The sequence below is a fragment of the Brevundimonas bullata genome (genome assembly GCF_003350205.1).
Lineage (GTDB): Bacteria > Pseudomonadota > Alphaproteobacteria > Caulobacterales > Caulobacteraceae > Brevundimonas > Brevundimonas bullata.
Map to the genome: position 1 here is coordinate 119930 of NZ_QLLC01000006.1, position 19032 is coordinate 138961.

At 67.6% G+C, this 19032-nt stretch carries 14 protein-coding genes and 1 pseudogene; 5 read left to right on the forward strand and 10 right to left on the reverse strand.

Annotated features, from left to right (window positions below):
- Window positions 1–30: 30 nt before the first annotated feature.
- Complete coding sequence (locus DXK21_RS04560) at window positions 31–1122, forward strand: CapA family protein (protein WP_114816586.1); 1092 nt, start codon at window positions 31–33, stop codon at window positions 1120–1122.
- 172 nt (window positions 1123–1294) lie between these two features.
- Here DXK21_RS04560 and trbB read toward each other — a convergent pair whose 3' ends face one another.
- From trbB to DXK21_RS04580, 4 genes are read right to left on the reverse strand one after another with little or no spacing between them, the layout of a single operon-like run.
- Window positions 1295–2251 carry a P-type conjugative transfer ATPase TrbB gene (trbB, locus tag DXK21_RS04565; RefSeq protein WP_114816587.1) on the reverse strand — a complete coding sequence of 319 codons (957 nt, stop codon included), beginning with the start codon at window positions 2249–2251 and terminating at the stop codon, window positions 1295–1297.
- Complete coding sequence (locus tag DXK21_RS04570) at window positions 2252–2698, reverse strand: hypothetical protein (protein ID WP_245945100.1); 447 nt, start codon at window positions 2696–2698, stop codon at window positions 2252–2254.
- Window positions 2691–4502 carry a type IV secretory system conjugative DNA transfer family protein gene (locus DXK21_RS04575; RefSeq protein WP_245945101.1) on the reverse strand — a complete coding sequence of 604 codons (1812 nt, stop codon included), beginning with the start codon at window positions 4500–4502 and terminating at the stop codon, window positions 2691–2693. Before DXK21_RS04575 ends, DXK21_RS04570 begins: the two co-directional genes overlap by 8 nt.
- A gap of 59 nt (window positions 4503–4561) precedes the next feature.
- Window positions 4562–5188, reverse strand: a complete 627-nt coding sequence (locus DXK21_RS04580) for a GntR family transcriptional regulator (RefSeq protein ID WP_114816588.1) — start codon at window positions 5186–5188, stop codon at window positions 4562–4564.
- Window positions 5189–5389: 201 nt separating this feature from the next.
- On the opposite strand from DXK21_RS04580, the gene DXK21_RS16460 reads away from it, so the two are divergent.
- The 3 genes from DXK21_RS16460 to DXK21_RS16855 all read left to right on the forward strand — a co-directional run bounded on the left by DXK21_RS16460 (window position 5390) and on the right by DXK21_RS16855 (window position 8552).
- A complete protein-coding gene (locus DXK21_RS16460) occupies window positions 5390–5887 on the forward strand; it encodes a helix-turn-helix domain-containing protein (RefSeq protein ID WP_281269019.1) in 498 nt (165 codons plus the stop codon).
- A gap of 278 nt (window positions 5888–6165) precedes the next feature.
- Window positions 6166–6813: a lasso peptide biosynthesis B2 protein gene (locus tag DXK21_RS04590; protein WP_162790578.1), complete on the forward strand. Its 648-nt coding sequence runs from the start codon at window positions 6166–6168 to the stop codon at window positions 6811–6813.
- Window positions 6814–7193: 380 nt separating this feature from the next.
- Window positions 7194–8552, forward strand: coding sequence for an asparagine synthase-related protein (locus tag DXK21_RS16855; protein WP_162790579.1), 1359 nt, complete (start codon window positions 7194–7196; stop codon window positions 8550–8552).
- 24 nt (window positions 8553–8576) lie between these two features.
- Here DXK21_RS16855 and DXK21_RS17090 read toward each other — a convergent pair.
- The 6 genes and pseudogenes from DXK21_RS17090 to DXK21_RS04625 form a co-directional block, all read right to left on the reverse strand.
- A pseudogene (locus tag DXK21_RS17090) lies at window positions 8577–10991 on the reverse strand (S9 family peptidase); the annotation flags it as partial.
- 6 nt (window positions 10992–10997) lie between these two features.
- The gene (locus tag DXK21_RS04605; RefSeq protein WP_114816593.1) at window positions 10998–13916 is read right to left on the reverse strand and encodes a TonB-dependent receptor; all 2919 of its coding nucleotides are present in this window, start codon (window positions 13914–13916) and stop codon (window positions 10998–11000) included.
- Between the two features lie 80 nt (window positions 13917–13996).
- Window positions 13997–14938, reverse strand: coding sequence for a FecR family protein (locus tag DXK21_RS04610; RefSeq protein WP_245945102.1), 942 nt, complete (start codon window positions 14936–14938; stop codon window positions 13997–13999).
- 35 nt (window positions 14939–14973) lie between these two features.
- Window positions 14974–15468, reverse strand: coding sequence for an RNA polymerase sigma factor (locus DXK21_RS04615; RefSeq protein ID WP_146763783.1), 495 nt, complete (start codon window positions 15466–15468; stop codon window positions 14974–14976).
- A 495-nt stretch (window positions 15469–15963) separates the two neighbouring features.
- Complete coding sequence (locus tag DXK21_RS04620; protein ID WP_162790580.1) at window positions 15964–16149, reverse strand: hypothetical protein; 186 nt, start codon at window positions 16147–16149, stop codon at window positions 15964–15966.
- 96 nt (window positions 16150–16245) lie between these two features.
- Entirely contained in the window at window positions 16246–16929 is a 684-nt protein-coding gene (locus DXK21_RS04625) for a hypothetical protein (protein WP_114816596.1), read from the reverse strand.
- 229 nt (window positions 16930–17158) lie between these two features.
- On the opposite strand from DXK21_RS04625, the gene DXK21_RS04630 reads away from it, so the two are divergent.
- On the forward strand, window positions 17159–19032 hold a 1874-nt coding region (locus DXK21_RS04630; RefSeq protein WP_211305964.1), incomplete at its 3' end, for a hypothetical protein.

The following is a 19032-nucleotide window of genomic DNA, read 5'->3' on the forward strand; positions in this document are numbered from 1 at the left end:
TCTTATGGTCGTCGATCAGGGGAGGACGGCATGGATCGACGAGGGTTTCTGGCGGCAGGCGCGGCGGCGCTGGCCCCGGCCGCATGGGCCAAGCCTCCATCCCTGCGGCTCAGCCTGCTGGGTCAGGCCCTGATCGAGCACGCCCCCGCTGCCCACGAATGGCCGGGCCGCGCGGGCGTCGCCGCCCATCTGGCGCGCAGCCATGTGGTCTTCACTAATCTGGAGACGGTGATCCAGGGGCCCAACGCCGGGGCGCCGACGCGCGACCTGCTGACCCTGCACGCCGCGGGTCCGCAGATGCTGGAGGCGTTGAAGACCGCCCGCATCAACCTGGTCGCCACTGCCAACAACCACGCTTTCGACCTCGGCGCCGGCGGCATCCTCGACACCGTCAGCGCCCTGCGCGCGGCGGGCCTGGCCTCGACCGGCAGCGGCGCCGATCTGGCCGCCGCCTCAAGCCCGGCCTACGCCGGCTCCAGCGCCGGAACCGTCGGTCTGGTCGCCTTCGCCACCGGCAAGGTGCGACCGGGCGGAGCCGCCACGCCCGAGCGCCCCGGCGTCAACGAACTGCGCCGCGACGTCTCCGGCCAGCCTGTCACCGAGGACGTCGAACGCATCCTGAACGCCATCACCGCCGCCCGTCGTCAGGCCCAGGTCGTCATCGCCTATCAGCACAACCACGACTGGGAGCCGGACATGGCCGAGGTTCCCGACTGGCAGCGCGCCCTGGCCCGCCGTTGCGTCGACGCCGGCGCCGCCGTCGTCGCCGGGCATGGCGCGCCCGTGGTGCAGGGGATCGAGGTCTATCAGGGCGCGCCGCTGCTCTATGGTCTCGGAAACTTCTTCTTCCAGACCGAAAAGCCCGTCGGCGCCTATCCGCCCGAGTGCTGGCAAGGCGTCATCGCCGACTGCGCCTTCGACGGGGGCCGCTGTCGCACAGTTCGCCTGGTTCCTATCACCCTCAACGAAGTCGGCCTGAACGGCCCCGATGACATGGCCACGCGCGGCCTGCCCGCCCTGGCCTCTCCCATTGACGCGGCCTCCATCCTGGACCGCGTGGCCAGGCGCAGCCAAGGCTTCGGCGTCCAGCTGGACAATAGGACCGGAGTAATGCCTTTCTGAAATCACAAGGAAGACGCCCGACGACCCAGACGCCGGGGCCGCGGTCGTGGCTGGACAGGCCTTAAGGCTAACCAGTCCCCGTACAGCGCAAAGTGCGGCAACGGGCATGGGCCTGGTCCTTGGGCTTGAACGACACCGGCCACCATCGGCGCTCAGAAAAGCTATTGGATGATCAGGCCAGCGGCTGGATCCGATATCCGCCGTCCGCAAACCCATTCACGGCGATCACGACTTCGACCTGACGTCCTGACGGCGTCCGACGAATGTGGACGACGCAATCCACGGCGTCTCCGATCATCCGATGGGGAACCTGGCTCGCAACCTCGCCGATCAGATCCTCAATGCGCCGCAGCGCTTCGGGCGCCGAGTTGGCGTGGACGGTGGACAGACCGCCGGGATGCCCGGTGTTCCAACTCTTGAGGGTCTCAAGCGCGGCTGCGCCGTCGCGCATCTCACCGATGACGATCCGATCCGGCCGCATGCGCAGGGCGTCGCGAACGAGGTCCGCCACGCCGATGGCCATGGGCTGGCGGCGGGTCACGACCGACACGACGTCCCAGGCCGAACACTGCAGCTCAGGCGTATCCTCGATGAGGAAGACCCGATCCTCGGCGAAGGCCGGATCAGCCAGAATCGCATTGGCCAGCGTCGTTTTTCCTGAACCTGTACCTCCGGAAATCAGTATGTTGTGGCGTTCTGATGCAGCAATACGCAAGGCGTCGGCCTGCCCCTTGGTCATCACGCCGTCGTGCACATAATCCTCCAATCCCCAGATCACTGCGGGACGCTTGCGGATGGAAAAGGCAGGGCCGACGGAGACCGGCGGCAACACCCCCTGGAACCGCTCGCCCGTCTCAGGCAGCACGCCTGACAGCCGCGGGTTCTCCCGCGTCACCGTCTCGCCGACATAGTCCGCGATCAGCCGAATGGTCCGCTCCCGCGCCTCAATCGACAGAACGCACCCGGTATCGCAACGCCCCTCACCGACCCGATCCAGGATCAGTCGTCCGTCCGGATTGGCGAGGATCTCGACCACGGTCGGCTCCTCGAGCCCGGCGAACACCGTCGCCCCCAGTGCGTGGCGCAGCGCCTCAAGCTTTCGCTCGGCGATGATCGGATGGGGCGCCACCTAACTGGCGGCCGCGAAGGACCGAGGCTCTGCTGAAACCACAGCCCGCTCTCCGTCACGACGACCCGAGACGATCCGGGCGGCGGTCTCATCCAGCAGACGTTCGATGCGCCGCTCGACGGCGGCCTGCACCGTCGGATCCTCGTCCGCGACCGCGTCAGGCAGGCGCAGGAAGAAGGCCCTGGCCAGTTCGATGAGGAGTTCCTGGACGATCTGCATGTCCCGCCCGGTCGACCGCATGTGGTCGCGCAATGATCGCTCCAGGTTCAACAGCCGATCTTCCGGATCGACCTTCGGGTTCCGGGCCAGGCCCCGCATGATGGCCTGCCCCGCCGCCTGGCTCAGGGCGATGCGCCCAAGCCTGGCTTCCCGGTTGAGGCTCGACACCACCTTGGGGTCGTTGAGATAGACCTGCACACGCGTCGCCAGCTTTTCACCTCTAGCCATCGCTCCCTCCTTGCAACTGATCCAACACCGCCTGCTGCGCCGCCATTTCCTGGGCCACCCGGCCATAGATGTCCGCGGCGCGCGCGGCGGCTCTCCTGTCGTCCATGGCGCCCGCGACCTCCTTGAACAGCGGCAGGCTGGCCCCGTCGTCCCGGCCGAGGCTGCGCCGCCCCAGCCAGGGATGAGGCGGAGCCCCCGGCGCGTCCACGCCCAGCGCCTGGTCCGGAAGAGGTCCATGGGCGCGGCTACGAAACGGCTCGCGCCGGTCGTAAAGCAGCTTCTCGGAGCGGAGCGGACGCTGGCCGGCTACGAAGACCAATTGCAGATGATCCGGAAGGGCTCGGATCTCGCCAGGCTCCAGCAAGGGCCGCTCGACCTCGGACCGCGACACCGTGCTTCGCCCCGCGCCGAACCCTGAGGGCGAACTGCGGCTGGTCCGGGTCTCCGTGACCGAGCCGGTCAGCTTCGACACCTTGTCCTGGGTCAGCGGGTCGAGGGCCGAGAAGGCGGTGTAGACATGACAGTTGTCGAGGATGGTGTTGTGGGGGCCGTAGGTCTCGACGATGTCGTTCAGGGACTGTGCGACGAACATGGCCTTGATGCCGTATCCGCTCATCAACCGCAGCGACTTCTCGAAGAAGGCCAGCCGCCCCAGCAGCGGGAACTCGTCCATGACCATCAGCAACTTGTGGCGCTTGGGCCGCCCCGCAGCATCTAGCTTCTCTTCGGCGGTCAGGGCCTGGGCCGCCGCATAGAAGAGCAGCCGCACCAGGGGCCGAAGCGCCGCCGCATCCGCCGGCGCCACCTGCACATAAAGCGACAGGGGCGCTTCGGCGCACATCAGATCGCCCATGGCGAAGTCCGAGGCGGCCAAAACCCGCTCCACGTCCTCGCCCGCCAGCCACTTCAGATAGGACCGCGCCGTCCCCTGGACCGAGGTGCGGAACCGGTCATGCATGGCCGCATAGCCCTTCACCGCGGTCTGGATGAAAGGATGGGCCTGCGGCTCGCCGTCCGGTCCAAGGCGATGCAGGGTCTTGAGCATGACGTCCGCCGCCTCGTCGAGGTCGGCCAGCAGTTCCCGGACCTTCAGCATGGTCTTGTCCTGATCCTCGGCGGTGTAGAGGACATGCAGGATCACCGCCTCGAGGATCTCCGAGGCCGCCTTGTCCCAGATGGCCTCCTCGTCGCGCGTCCCGCCGGGATCGGACAGAATGGCGACCAGCCTCTGCACCTGGGCCAATTCGCCCGCTCCGGGCCGGATCTCCGCCAGGGGATTCCATCGCGCCGAAGCGGGATGCCGGGGCGCCAGATAGAGGGCGTGGGAAAACCGCGACCGCCAGCCGGCCGTCACAGCCCAGAGCTCGCCCTTGGGATCATGGACCAGGACGCTGCCGCCCCACGACAGCAGGGTGGGAACCACATGCCCCCTGCCCTTGCCGCTGCGCGTCCCGCCCGTCACCAGGGTCGGCCGCAGGTCCGTCGTCGCCAGCAGCCGCCCGCGAAACTCCCCCAGGACGGCGCCCGACTTCGCGAGAAAGCCCGCGCGCCGCGCCTCCGTCAGACCGCCCCAGCCGCGTCGCCGAACTGTCCGGCCCTGGCTATCCGCCACGACACCCAGGCTCAATCCGCCCAGCGCCCCCGCCAGGATCGCGACGCCGCTGCGGTTCAGGGCCTCGCGGGCTTCCGCCCCGTAGGTCCTTCGCCAGACCAGGATCGACCAGGGCGGATAGACGGCGAGCGTCGGACCGGGCCGCCAGGCCGGCCCCAGCACCGAGGACCATCCGTAGGTCCAGGCGAACATCTGTGTTCCCGCGCTCAGGCCGATAAGGATTCCCGCCGCCAGGCCTATGAGCCGCCCCTTCACGGCGCATCCTCTCCAGCGTCCGACGGCGTCCCCGTCATCGTTTCGAGCACCAGCAGCGCCGCCGCCTCCATGCGGCGATGGTGGTAGCGGCTCAGAGCAATCTCGAGCGCCTGGATGTCAGCCTGGGCCAGAAGGGTGGAGATGCCGGCCGCCTCGTCGTCGAGGTCTGCGAAAACCTGTTCTTCCGCCCCTCTGATCTGCGCCAGTCGCGACGACACGCGCCGAAAAGCGTCGAGAAGGGCGTCGCTGCCGCTGCTCTGGACCAGACGGTCGAGGTCGCGATGGAGCATGGCCCGGACGCCCTCCTCATCCGGCGCCGACGCCGCCGGCAGACCCGCCGTGCCGTCCAGGCTCAAGCGGAGGCAATGAAGGCGAAAGGCCAGACGATCCCGGACCGTCGCGGGATCCAGCTGAAGCGTGACGTAGCCGCCAAGCGGAGCGCGTTCGACCAGCCCCGCGCCCGCAAGCCAGGCCAGGGCCTCCCGCACCGGCGTGGTCGACAAGCGCAGGCGCCGCGCCTCCTCGACGATGACGACCGGCTGGCCCGCGCCATAGAACCCCTGCTCCACGCGCAACCTCAGGCTGCCGAGCGCCTGATGGAACGGATCGCGGTTTCGGGTCAAAGCATCCTCTCCCCTCGCATGAGAAAACTATTGAACAGCGACGCCGGCTTCTCCAATGAGTTGAGAACACCAGCGTTCTCTCGCGCCGAAGAACGTCGCCAGCCCCGCCGAAAACCGACGGCGGGAGCGCCGGAAAGCGGCGCGGTCTTCGTCGCCATGCGTCGTTCCGGCCCTGCGGGGCCGCAATCTCGGGGTGAGAAAATGGATGCGGAAACGAAAGGCGTTCCGCCGGCTTCCAATCATGACGGGGCGCTTCTCTCGGCGGCGCTCCGGGCGGTGAGGCGTCTGCGCGGCATGAGTTCGCGCGACACGGCGGACGCCATGCACATGCCGCTGCGCACCTACCAGCGCTTCGAATCCGGCGAGACCCGCCCCAACCTCGACCACATCCATCGCTTCGCCCGGGCGACGCGCAGCGATCCCCACGCCCTGGTGATGGCGGTGGCCATCGGCGCGCCGGAACTGGCGGTTCACACGGCCGACAATCACCTCGTCACCATCCTCACGGTCGGCCTTCAGACCTTCAACCGGACGCAGGGCGACAAGATCGCCGATCTCGACGTGCGCGCCATCGTCAGCGCCGTAACGGCGATGTTCGATCGATTGGCCGATGCCACTGCAGCCCAGAACGAAGCCCGCGCCTGGATCCGAACGGGTCAGGACGCCCTCGCCAAGGCGCGGCCCAAGCCCGGCCGCTGAGCATCCGCCGCGCACAGATATACTCCAGATATAGCTTCACCGACCGTCGCTACGGGCGCTCACTGGGTCCGCCACGATAGGTGGCGAACTGAAGCAGGAGACTGACATGCAGACCCAAATCCTGAAGCTGGTGCGCGTCGGCAGCGCGCATGATCTCACCCGCCTGGAGATCGAGGGCAAGTACGTCGAGGCCGCAGGCCTCCGCACGGACTTCCCCATGTAGGACGGACCGGGCGGCCGCTTCCGCGACCGCCCGTTTGACCCTGTCGAGATCTCTCATGACAGCCCTAGCTGAAGCGGATCTGGTCGCGGGCGTTCATTTCGCCTGGGTGGACGAGGACATCGTCGTCCTCGACCTTCGGACCGACGCCTATATTCTAATCACCGGCGCCTCAGCCTTGTTGCAGCCCGTCCGCAACGGCGGCGGCGTCTGCGGCGCGGCGGCCGTTGTCGATGATCTCGTGACGGCAGGGCTGGCCGCCCGCACCAACAGGCTTTGGCGGACTCCGCTGACGCCAGCCGTCAGCGACATCCGCCTGCCCGGCGACGCCCCTCCCCTGGCCGCCCTTTCGGGCCTGGCTCATGCCCTGGCCGCCACGGCCGCCTTCAAGCGTCAAAACCTGGCGGCGCTCGTCGAGACCGCGCGTCGGCGCCGAAGCTTCGCGCGCCGCCAGGATCTGGCTGAAGCCGTGCGCGAAGCCGGGGCCTTCGAGGCCGTTCGTCCCTGGGTCCCTTTCGAAGGCGACTGCCTCCAGCGGTCCTGGATGCTCCATGACCGCCTTTGCAACCGCGGCGTCGACGCCGCCTGGGTTTTCGGCGTACGCACCTGGCCCTTCTTCGCCCACTGCTGGGTCCAGGTCAGAGATGTCGTCGTCGGCGACACCCTCAACAGGGTCGGCGGCTTCACGCCGATCATGGCCGTGTGATGGGCGACTTCCTCCTGTGCAGCCGACGCGCTGACGACCTCGCTGGCGAGCGCCTGGCCCGCGCGGCGTGTGACGAGGCCGAGCGCCAGGGTTTCATAGCCCGCCGCCTGTCCCCTCTGGTTTGGATGATCACCTGGGGCCCGCGCCCGCCGAAAGTCTCCAGGATCGGGCCCTGGACCCTGTTCGGCGACGTCTTTGATCGCCGGCGTCCGGTCTTCCCGTCCATCGATGACCGGGATCCTCGCGCCTACGACGCCAAGATGATGGCCCGCATCTGGGGGCGCTATGTCGGCGTTCTGCTCGATCCGTCAGGCGCAGCGACGGCTGTCCTGCGCGACCCGTCGGGCGCGCGCGAGGCCGTCTACTGGACAGCCCACGGCGTGACCTTCGTGGCGTCCGACATTCCTGACGGACTCGTGACATCCGTCGCGCCTGATTGGAGGATTTCGACCGAGCGCCTTTCCGCAGCCGTTCGGAACCCTCCCGCCCTGAGCGCCTGCCTTCTTCTCGACGGCCCGGTCGCCCTCCTTCCCGGCGAGATGCGCGATCTCGTCGCCGAGGAGACGATCCCACTCTGGTCGCCGGCGGACCATGTCCATCGGCGCGATCTGACGTCCCTGTCCACCTCTGATGCTGCGGACCATCTCCGCGCCGCCGTCGTGGAGGCGGTGGATGGACTGGCCTCCGCGGCGGAGGGTGTCGGCGCCGAGATATCCGGGGGTCTCGACCCCAGCATCGTGGCCGCTGCTCTCCATCCCCGCCATGAGATCCGCCTCTGGCTCAACGCTTCTGGTCCGGGCCCCGGCGCGGACGAAAGCGCCTTCGTCGCAGCCCTCGAAAAGCATCTCGACATAGACGTGACCCGGTTCAACCGTCGCGCGGCGGCCCTGGACCGCGACGCGCTCGAGGCGGCGCCGCAGCGCTTGCGCCCCTCCCTCGCGGCCTTGGACGGCGACTTCGACCAGGAATGGGCGGTCCGCTGTTCCCGCGCCGGGGTCGAGGGCCTCTTCACGGGAAAGGGCGGCGACGGCATGCTGATCCAGCCTGCGGCGGCGAGGGTCTTCATCGATCTCTGGCGCCTCAAGGGGTGGCGCGCCTTGTGCTCAAAGGATCTCGTTCGTCTGGCGCGCCTCAACGAACGTTCGGTCTGGACGCTGGTGTCGGAGGCCCTACGCTGGAAGCAGCCGCTCTATCCGGAGCCCGGCGATCTGAATCTCTTCACGCCGTCCGTTTCGCCCTCACCGCATCATCCCTGGCTCAACGACGCGGCCGCCTGGGGACCGGCCAAGGCCGTTCAGGTCATGAGTCTGCTCCAAGGACACGGCCTCCACGGCCCCAGCCGGCTCACCGCCGCCGTCGATGTCTTCCATCCCCTGCTTTCACAGCCCGTGATCGAAGCCTGCCTCGGCCTGACCACGCCCCAACTCACCCTCGGCCGGCGAGATCGCGCTCTCGCCCGCCTCGCCTTCCGGGACAGACTGCCGCCCGAGGTTCTCCACCGGCGCTCGAAGGGCGAACTGACCGCCTACTTCGGGCGCATGATCGCCGACGGCCTCCCCGACCTAAGACCCTGGCTTCTGGACGGGCGGCTCGCCGCCCTGGGCGTCATTGATCGCCGGTCGGCGGAGGCCGCCCTGACAAGAGACGCCCTGATCCGCTGCGGCGACTATCCCGACATCCTCCTGGCCGCCATGTTCGAAGGCTGGGCGCGGGCCTGGGACAACCGCCTCCAGGTCTGAGGATGGTAACCATCCCAGGGTCTCGTCCAGCCAACGGAAGATCTGTCGGTGCAGATCGCGCAGGTTGGCAGGGCTCGTCATCCCGTGGCCTTCGCCCCAGTAGGTGATCAGTCTGGCCGGCTTTCCCAGTCGGTGGAGCGCGGCGAACATGGCTTCCGACTGGGTGGCCGGCACATAGTCCCGATCCGCCGTGACCAGCATGACCGGCGCCCTGATGCAGGGAGCGGCCAGCATCGGACTGGCCTGGGCATAGGCTTCGGGGATAGCCCAAGGCGGAGCCCCCATGGCCGCCTGTCCCTGTTCTGTTGACCCTGCGCCCTGGTTCCAGGCCGGGCCGGCGTTGGGCCACAGCCGGCTGGCCGGCATGGGCTCGCCCCACTTGCTGAACAGGAGGGTCGGCGCCGAGGAGACGACATAGGTCTTGAAGCGATCCGTTCGGGCCGCCACGCCCAGGGCGCTGTACCCCCCGAAGCTGTGACCATAGAGCCCCAGGCGCGACCAGGGCAGGTCCGGAGCGGTCGCGGCACCGGCGTCGATCGCCAGGTTCAGTCCGACCATAAGGTCGTCCAGCATTTCGGCGCGGCGGCTCTCGCCTTCCGGCGTCGTGCTCGTCGAGAAGACCGCATACTCGCCCATGGCCAGAACCCTGGCCTGCATGCCCGACCTCAGGCTCAGGGCGTCCGTCCATCGACCGGCGTCCGCCCTGCCCGGATAGAAGTCGACGATCACGCCGCGGATGTCGGCCGCCTCCACGCCAGGCGGGCGATAGAGGTAGCTCGTCACGGGACGGCCCAGTCGATCAAGATGGGGAACAGGGATCGGCCTGGCGAGCTGAAGATCCTGAAAGCCGCCGTTCAGCACCTCCAGCACCCGGTCGCCGGCGCGGTCCGCCGCCGTCAGGGTGGACACGCCCTCAACGTCGCAGGTCATGAGCGCCCGCTCGCCCGCCGCGGCCCGCACCCTCGCTTCGCCGATGCAGTCACGACGCGCCCGCCAGATCGTGCTCCCGTCATTCCTGACCGCCGTGAGACGGTCGTCCTGGAACAGGGGCGACCATGCCCGTCGCGCCGCGCTGTTCGACCGGCTGCGCACCGTGTCCAGCAGGTTGACCGGCTCGGCGGACCGCAGCCCGCTTTCCGTTTCGCCGACGGGCTCGATCGCTCCGCTCGCGGACAGGTCCCACAGCCGGCCGTCGGCGACCAGCCTGGCCGAAACCTCGCCCACGCTGGTCAGCCGGTCGGGTACGGACGCCAGACGCTGCGTCACGGCGACAGGTCCGTCCGGGTCCAGCCGCCACCAATCGAATCGGTCGCTGTCGGGCCGCCGGGCGTAGATCATCAGATGCTCTCCCACCCAGTCGGCCCGCGCCGCCCGCAGTTCATCGATGGTTCTGCCCTTCTCCCTGGGCTCCAGCCCGCCGGTATCGACCGGGCGGATTGCCCCCTCCGTCGAAATCCTGACCAGGCCGCCCTCGCCCCAGGTCTGACCGTCGCGACGCGCCCAGACGACGACCTCGCGGGAATCGGCCGACCAGCGCAGCAGGTTAGGCGCGACATCAAGGTCGTCCTCGAGCGCGACCGTCCGTCCCGTGGCGGTCTCGACCAGAAGCAGACGCCCCCTTCGCAGCACGGCGCTCTGAACGGTTCTTTCCTCGGGTCGCAGCGGCGTCGCCTCCGCCTGGGTGAGGACCGCGGTCCAGCCGCCGTCTGGAGAAATCTGAAAATCCCGGATCGACGCCGTCAGCCCCGGTGTACCGACGCCGTCGTCAGCCCTGACCGTCATCAGGGTCTGAACCTCATAGGCTTCGTCCGCTGATACAGCGGCGTCGTGCGTGTCCAGAATCTGCCGCGACGGCGCCTGTCCTTGGCGGCTTTTTCGCCAGCGCTCGGCCATGACCTCCGCCCCGGGGGTCTGGAACCGAAGCTGCCAGGGCGTCCGTCCGTCGGTCCTCACGCTCAGGACGAACCGCTCGGCGTTGATCCAGCCCGCCCCCGCGCCGTTCAACGGCAGGTCCGGCGCGAGCCCGGTCCATTGCACCTGACGGGTTCGCACATCGGCGATCCCGGCTTCGGCGATCTCGCCCACGAGCCGATAGACGATCAGTCGTCGCCCGTCCGGGGACCAGGGACCGAGCAGCAGCCCGGTCGCCCCGCCGTCGATCGGCGCGGGCGCCTTCCCCGCGTCCAGGTCGGCGACGAACAGGACCCCGGAGCTCCAGGCGGACCGCCAGTCGCGGTCAAAGCGCGGCCCCTGGTCAAAGGGGCCTTGCCGCTCCCAGGCCGCATAGCGACCGTCCGGCGACAGGGAGACAGCCCCGAAGCTCGACATTGACAGGACGTCGTCGATGACGACGGGCCGCTTCTCCGCCCTAGCCTCGACTGTCCAAAGTAGGCATGCGAGGGCGATCCCCGCCAGGGCGGGGCTGTTGCGCTTTTCCATGGCGACCTACCAGCGCTTGATCAGCTGAAGGGAGACCATGCGACCGAGCGCATTCGCGCCGCCGGGATCGAAACCCACGCCGGAAGGCGCGTCGTAGAAGGGCGGATCGGCGTCCAACAGGTTCTGAACGTTGAAGAGCACCCGCAGGCCTCGCCCCGGGTCCCAGCCCAACTGAAAGTCCGCCGTGTTCCAGGCGTCGATCCGGGTTCCCGCCCGATCCTCATAGGCGGCGACATGGCTCCAGTTCAGACCGGCCGAAAGCTCGCCCCGCGTCCATGTCACGCCCGCCCTCGACCGCAGTTCGGAGGGATAGCCGATCAGTCCGCGCACCGAGAGCGAGGGCGCCGCCGGGGTGGTCTGCTGGTCATAGGCGAGCAGCCAGGATCCGGAGAGGTCGAACGCGACCTCCTGCTCGCCGAAGCGCACCGGATAGACGGCGGCGAAGTCGAGCCCGCTGACATCGACGGACGCCGCATTGACCCAGCGCCCGTCGAGGATGGCCCCATAGGCATCCGGCGGGTAGAGACCCGCCGCCGGGAAGCCGGGCGCCTCGATGAAGGACCGAACCAGGGCGAGATCGGCGGCGCTCCCCGCCGGATCGACCAGGCGTACGAAGGGGGCCAGCGACGGATCCGTCAAAACCGCCTGAAGGTTCTCGTTGACCGGCTGGTTGATGCGGTCCGAGAAGCGCGTGTCGAAATAGCCGAGGCTGAACCGCGCGCCGCCCTCCGCCGCATAGTCAAAGCCCGCCGTCCAGGTCGTCGCCGTCTCCGGTTTGAGGTCGGGGTTGCCGCCGTAGAGATAGACGCTGAGAATCCGCAGGCCGTCGCTGCGCGGCACGGTCGTCATCGTCGCCGCCGAGGCGTCGAACATCTGGGTCAGGGCCGGCGCCCGGAACGACGTTCCATGGGAGGCCCGCAGGTTCCAGCCGCGCGCCGGGGACCAGACCGCACCGATCTTGGGATTGGTGGTGGAGCCGAAGTCGTCATAGTCCTCGAACCGCGCGGCCGCCGTCAGTTCGAGACGTTCCAGGCCCTTCCGGGCGTTGTCCGCTCCGACGATCGGAAGGCGGACCTCGGCGAAGGCCGCCAGAACGGTCCGTTCGTAGTGGGGTTGAAGAACGTCCCGGGGCGTCGTCGTCGACGTCAGGTTGCGGGCGCGGCTGGAGAGGCTCTCCCGACGGGCCTGGAGGCCCACCGCCAGATCAAGATCGCCGCCCGGCAGCCTCAGAACCGGCCCGCTCGCCAGCAGGTTCGCCGAACCCGTGCGGCTGCGCTCCAGCTTGTACGAATAGCCCTGGCTGATGAAGTCGAGCACCGCCCGGTCATTGGCCGCGCCGGCCCCGAACGGGTTGAAATAGCCGTCGCGAAGGCGGTCGTAGGACGTTGCCGGATTATCGGCGCCATTGCCGAGCGCCTCGGCCTGGTAGGCGCTGTTGACGACCTTGAAGACCAGGCTTTCGCCCCTTTCCTCGGCCAGGCCGAGATAGCCGTCCAGAGACCAGCCCGCCCCCACGTCATAGGCGCCGCCCGCGGTGAGGCCCAGGCTTCGAGACGTCCCCTTCTTCCGCGTCGGGCCGAGATCGCCGTAGAAGGAATAGGCGATCAGATGCTGGGTTGAGCCGTTGGGCGTCACGAAGTGGGGATTGGCGGCGGTGATGGTGAGGACGGTGCTCGTCGGCGCGTTCTGCAGGCCATAGGCGCGATGACTGAACCGCACGTCGGCGCTGGCTTCGAACCGGTCGCCTAACGACTGGCGCACCCGCCCATAGAGGCTGTCGCGTCGAACGTCCGGCATGAGATCCGCCCCCGACAGCAGGGCCGTCCCGTTGGCCTGACCGGCCGCGAAATCCCCGGGACCCTGCGCGACTCCGGAAGCGCCAGGCCGGATGGCCCATTGCGACGCGAAAGCCCCGCCCGACACGGCCACGATATTGCCCGGCGAAGAGAAGAGCCCCCGCCGGTCTGTCCCCCCGAACGGGCGCAGGTCGCCGTCGGCCGTATAGGGCCGGTCGAGCATGTTCAGCCCCTTGGCCGTCTGGTGCTCATAGGCCAGGTAGGCCGCGCCGCTGTCCCACGACCGACCCGCCATATGGGATACGACGACCTCTTCGCTCCCGCCCTGCCCGGCGCCCAGCCTCAACCGGCTCTCCTGGCCGTCGAACTCGCGCCGCATCACGATATTGACCACGCCTGCCACGGCGTCGGAGCCGTAGAGGGCCGAGGCGCCGTCCAGCAGGACGTCCACCCTCTCCACGGCGGCGGACGGTATGGCCGAGGCGTCGGCGAAGGCCCCGCGCGAACCCGTCCCCGCCAGACGCCGGCCGTTGACCAGGGTCAGGGTCGAACCGACGCCCAAGCCTCGCAGATTGATCCCCGTGGCCAGGGCGCTGTTGCCGCCGGCGGGATCCGCGAAACCCAATACCGCTCCCGGCGTCCCCGAGCCGGCGTAGTTTTGCGGCAGGTCGGCCAGCACCTCCGCCACGGACCCCCGACCTCGCCGGTCCAGGGCGTCACGGTCCAGAACCACGACCGGCGACGACAGCGGTCCGGTTCCCCGCAACAGGCTGCCGGTGACGATCACCTCCTCAAGCCGGGTGACCTCGTCGGCCGCGACGTCGGTCGCGCCAAGAAAGATCACCCCCGGTCGGGTCTCGCGCCAGACCAGACCCGTGCCGGCCAGGAGTCGATCAAGCGCAGCCGACGGCGCATAGGCGCCGTTCAGCCCTGGGGTTCGCCGTCCGGCCACAAGGTCGCTGGAAAACAGGATCTGCTGGTCAGACTGGGTCGCGAACAGGTTGAGGGCGTCGCGAAGCGAGCCGGCGGGAATATTGAAGACGCGCGCCTCCTGGGCGCAAGCGGGCGGGCTGGCGGCGAACAGGCAGGCCGCAACCGCGCTGGCGGACACGAAACTCAAACGATTCATCTCAGGACTCCCCACGACGCCCCATGGCGTCTGAGAAGAGATGGCTGAGCCCCCGAAAGACCCTGGCGCTCGCCTTCAGTTCATTCGCTTCGTCCCGTCAGGACGATGGTTCCGCCCGGCCCGGCCGAGGCCTTGAGGTCGAACACCTCCGTCGCCGTCGAGACGAAGGCGTCGCGATCCCCGGTCCTGAACACCCCGTTCACCGATGCCCGGCCGGTGACCGTCTCATCCAGAACGATCTTCTCGGGCAGGTAGCGGTTCACCTCGGCCACCGCCGCCCGCAGCGGGGCGTCCCGGAAGACGATGCGGCCGTCGATCCATCCCGTCTCAACGTCCACGTCCGCCGCCCGGGTCGCCACCCCGGCCTTGGTCACCCTGGCCTGCTGGCCGGCGGTCATGCGTTTCGCCGCTCCCGCCTTGTCAGCCACCTCTACGGCGCCGGAGACCAGGACCACCTTGACGCCCGCCACCTCACGGCGCACGTCGAAGACCGTGCCCAGCGCCGTCACCCGGGCGTCGCCGGCCGCCACCACGAAGGGACGGCCCGCATCATGGGCCACCGTGAACAAGGCCTGTCCCTCTTGGAGCTCGATGAACCGGCGGCCGCCGTCGAACCGGACCCTCACCCGCGACGCGGTGTCGAGGCGTACGGAAGAGCCGTCAGCCAGCTGGACAAGCCGCTCCTCCCCCACCCCTGTCGAGAAAACGGTGCGGGATTGCAGCCAGAAACTGAAGCCCCCCGCGAGCGCAGCCGCGGCGCCGACCGCGGCCAGGCCCACCAGAAGCCGGGGCGGCCGACGCCGCTGCGTCCGCCGCGAGAAGGCGGCCTCAAGCGCCTCGTTCACCTGGGGATCTGCCGCCAGCTTGCCGGTCCCGGACCAGACGGTTTCCACGCGCCGATAGGCCTCGGCGTTCTCGGGCGACTGGCGCCAGGTGAAGAAGTCCTCGATCATGCGGGCGTCGACGTTCCGGCCGCCCAGGCGTCCGTGCCATTCAGCCGCTTCAATATCGGCGGCGCTCATACGGGCCTTTGGGCCAGCCATGCGATGCCCCATCCCTAGCGTCGAACCTGGGCGGCGCAGCGCGCCAAAGCCCGCGTCATACGCCATTCGACCGTTTTTGGACTGATACCAAGCTGGTCGGCGATCTGGCTGTTCGTCAGTCCGCCCACACGGGACAGAAGAAAGACATCTCGGAGAGGTTGTGGCAAGTCGAGGACCATCTGCCGGAAGAAGACCGTCTCCAGTTGGTCGGCGTCCTCATGCGACACGGTCGGCGTCACAGCGGCGAAACGCTCCGCCACCGCACTGCGCCTCACCTGCCCCAGCGCCAGATTGCTGGCCACGCGCAGCAGGAAGGCCTTCGGATGACGGATGCCCGCCAGGCCCGGATAGGACGCCAGCCGCAACCAGGCCTCCTGCAGGATGTCCTCCGCGTCAGCCGCCCCATAGCGGCGAACCAGCCGCGCCCGAAACCACGCCGCATAACGTCCATGCAGCCCGTCCAGCGTCATCGGCGCATCCGGCTGCAGTTTTTCCAATCCATCCGACACGGGCTCGCCTCCGGTTCAGAGGCGAGCCCGGCCGAAGCACCGGGTGTTGAGAACATGCTCAAACACATGCGCCCACGTCTTTAGCCCCAAAGGAACCTGGACATGCACGCGGGCCACCCGCCGCCACGGAGCGCGAATGGGATTTTCAGGATCTGCTCAAGCGAGGTTCTCACGCCTCGGCGTCAAATCAGACGCGTCCCAAGTCTGAATCACGCGGATTCAGTTGGCAAGCTGCATAATGCCGGTTTGCGGCGATCCCCTCGCCGAAGCGAACAACGGCCCGGCGCGCCGTAAAGGGGGGCTGTTGCGCTGCCGGGCCGTTCCCCGGTTCTCCTCCCCAGGAGAACACGAACAGCACAACCCCAAAGCGTCGCCGTGGTTCCCGTCAAAGCAGTATCGAAACGCCGCGCGCGAACACGACCACGCCCGCTATGAAGACGATCCCCGCCGCGGCCATGAAGACCACGAACACGCCTCGCTGGAGGGCGGCGGACCTCATCCGCGCAACAGGGCTTCGAAGTCGGCGAGGGTCTTGGAGCTGACGCCGCAGGCTCGGGCCGCTGCGATCGCCGCCGTCATTTCGATCCGCCAGGCGTCGTCCTGCAGCAGACCGGGCGTGGCCCGCGCACGCCGCCGCAGCGTCTCCAAAGGCTCCACAAACTCAGTCTGGCAGTCATCCACGGCATCCTCCCACAAGGCCGACCGTCACCTTGGCCCACCACCCTGCTCAGGTCCACGGGGCAGAGGCGGCCGAAGCCGCCCCAGCCCCGCCAGGCCTCAGCGCTTCATCGCCTTCTCGTGGACCCAGCCCTCGTTCATCAGGACCACGGCGACCTTGCCTTCCAGGGTCTCGGCGTTGTCGCGCGCCAGCTGCGGGAACTGCGCCTGCATCGCCTTGGACTTGGCCCATTCCGGCATGTTCTTCAGCTGCCAGGTGTATTCGACCTGGGACACCGTCATGCCCATCATGTCGCCGGGCTCGGTGAAGCGGACGATCTCCTTCACGACGGGCTCGCCGTAGCAAAAGCCCGGCTGCGAACTCCAGAATCCGCCCTCTCCCCGCGGCTTGAAAGCCTTCTCGCCTTCCGGCGTCAGCGCATAGGCCACGACGGCCAGCTTGGGCTGAGGTCCAGCAAAGAACCCGCTCTGCGTGATTTCCGCCGGCTCGCCCTTCAACAGACCCGCTGCCGCCAGAGCCTCAAACGGCGCCGCCGCCTTCTTCTGGTTCTCCAGCCGCATCGGGTGTTCGCTGACCGCCGCCTCGACATAGAGGGGGAAGACGCCGACGTCCGCGGCGCGATCCGCTGCGCTCACGCCGGTGTAGGGCAGCGAGAGACAGGGCGGGTTCTGGCTGATCCAGTCGTTGATGGCCGTCTCGAAATTCTTCTTGCTGGCGGCCTTGGGATCGGAACATCCCGCGACCAGGGCGGCGACGGCGGCCAGAACGACAACGGATCTCATGACAGCTCAGCGCCCGACGGGCGGCACACGGCGTCGAATCCAAACAGGCAGACACGACCTAACGGTAAAGCTTATAGTTGAGCGCCGCCGGGATTCCGACCTTTCCCGAACGGCATGATCCGGCGGCGGCCCGCAAACCGCTGCCGGATCGCTCTTTAACCGGATCGCCCCAACTGGCGATGATTGTGAAAGCTGGACGATATGTCCGGCGCCGCGCATCATTATCAGCATGGTTCGGTCACGAAAGATTCTGAGCGTATTCCTCGCCTCGCCCGGCGATATGGTCGAGGAGCGGCGATTCGCGCACGGCTGCGTGGCCGAATGGAATGCTGTCCACGCAGAACGAATGAGCTGGGCAGTCGAACTGCTTGGCTGGGAAGACACCCTGCCTCAAGCCGGCCGGCCGCAGGCGCTGATCAATCCCGACGTGGAGCGGTCGCTCCTTTTTGTCGGGATGATGCATCGGCACTGGGGAGACGTGACAGGCAGCGGTCATACATCCGGCTTCCACGAGGAGTTCACGCTGGCATGCGAGCTCTTTGAGAAGACCGGAAAGCCAAGGATCGCGTTGTTCTTCAAACATCCAGGGGCCATTCAAGACCCAGGAATACAGCTCAAGCAGGTCCTATCCTTCAAGGAGACGATTAAGCAGTCGAAGAGGTTCTTGTACAAAGAATTCGAGGCAGAAACAGCAGCTTGGCAGACGGGATTTCGGCAAAATCTCCACCGCACGATCTTCGAGGTGATCGACGAGCTGGAACAGCTCCCTGTGGATGCGGAGGCCGCTGAAACCGCGGGCGCGCCGTCGGACCCTGTCCTTGCCCAAACCGACGTCGGCGAGGACGAGCGACTGCTGGGCCTGCGCGCGCTCGTCGATCGGTTGGCCGATCCAGAGCAGCGCGATCAGAACTCGGTAGTAGAGATCGCCCGTCTACGATTGATCGCGTCGTCCTGGCCAGTGTCGGGTCTGTCTGAGGCCCATCTTGGCACCCACGACGCGAACGTCCTTTTCCGGGCCGGTCTAGACGGAGACCTTTCGAGCTCAGAGGCGCTCGGATTGATCGACTCGGGACTGGCGCACATCTCCACGCAAACCACCCCACTTTGGCGGTGGCTCGCTCACAAAGATGACGATCTGTCCTACACACGAGCGATAGCGGTCTGGGGCGACGATGACACGCTGCGCATCGGTGCCCTCAAGGTACTCACGGCTGTCCGGGCCGCTTTCACTTGGGACCCAACGATCATCGCGGAGCGGTTTGCAGACGCGAAAGGGCCCGTACGAAATGCGCTGATCGAATACCTATCGGCGCTTGACGACTCGGCGAGCCTTGAAGCGCTCCGAGTTGAACACGCCAGAGCCGACTACGCTACGGAAGGCTCCAGCGTGGCGGGTATGTTTCGGCGGCTATCTCGCCAGTCTAGAAGTGAAGCCCTGCAGTTCCTCATTCGGCATAACGCCTCTCTGCCCATGGCCCATCGCCGTAAGATGACTTGGGATGGCCTAGCCGAGCTGGAGGAAGAGGATATCCGGCTCGCGTTCAGTCACCGCGACGCGACGCTTCGGGAGGAGGCCGCACTGATCCTTGCCCGGCGCGGCCTCCTGACGGCGGCGGAAAAGCTTGCTCTCCGCAGCGATCCCTCGGCGTCATTACGCGCTGCGAGCGTGTTGATCGCGCTGGAAGACGGAGAGGTTACTTCGCTACCAGATTGCGAGCGCATCATCGTTCGTCGATCTAGCAATGCACTCGCTCCAGCGGAGGGGGCACGCCAGCACGAAAGGGTTCGTTTCAAGCTGCTGGAGACTTATTCGGACGACGCTCTAGCGAAGGAAGTGGAAGCGCTCTTCCAGCCCGCCCAAGACGCCTACGAAATTCTCCTGCGGCGCAATTGGAAGTCGATGGCCGCAAGGGCGCGGCAAGATATTCGGGACAATTTCCAGGACCACTTCGATAGCGTGATCGCTCGAAGAAGGGCGACTTTGGGCGACGCTGTGGCCGACCTGACGCTTCCAAACGACCGCGAACTAATCTATGAATTCCGGGCCAGTGACGTGCCTCTGAGTTTTCATCCAGCGGCGACCAGAGTCCTTGGGTTAGTTAC

Bases quoted from the DNA above. Each gene is read 5' to 3' on its own strand.
- DXK21_RS04560 (WP_114816586.1), top strand. From the start codon at position 31: ATGGATCGACGAGGGTTTCTGGCGGCAGGCGCGGCGGCGCTGGCCCCG.
- DXK21_RS04570 (WP_245945100.1), bottom strand. From the start codon at position 2,698: ATGGCTAGAGGTGAAAAGCTGGCGACGCGTGTGCAGGTCTATCTCAAC.
- DXK21_RS04575 (WP_245945101.1), bottom strand. From the start codon at position 4,502: ATGTTCGCCTGGACCTACGGATGGTCCTCGGTGCTGGGGCCGGCCTGG.
- DXK21_RS16460 (WP_281269019.1), top strand. From the start codon at position 5,390: ATGGATGCGGAAACGAAAGGCGTTCCGCCGGCTTCCAATCATGACGGG.
- DXK21_RS04590 (WP_162790578.1), top strand. From the start codon at position 6,166: ATGACAGCCCTAGCTGAAGCGGATCTGGTCGCGGGCGTTCATTTCGCC.
- DXK21_RS04605 (WP_114816593.1), bottom strand. From the start codon at position 13,916: ATGAATCGTTTGAGTTTCGTGTCCGCCAGCGCGGTTGCGGCCTGCCTG.
- DXK21_RS04610 (WP_245945102.1), bottom strand. From the start codon at position 14,938: ATGAGCGCCGCCGATATTGAAGCGGCTGAATGGCACGGACGCCTGGGC.
- DXK21_RS04625 (WP_114816596.1), bottom strand. From the start codon at position 16,929: ATGAGATCCGTTGTCGTTCTGGCCGCCGTCGCCGCCCTGGTCGCGGGA.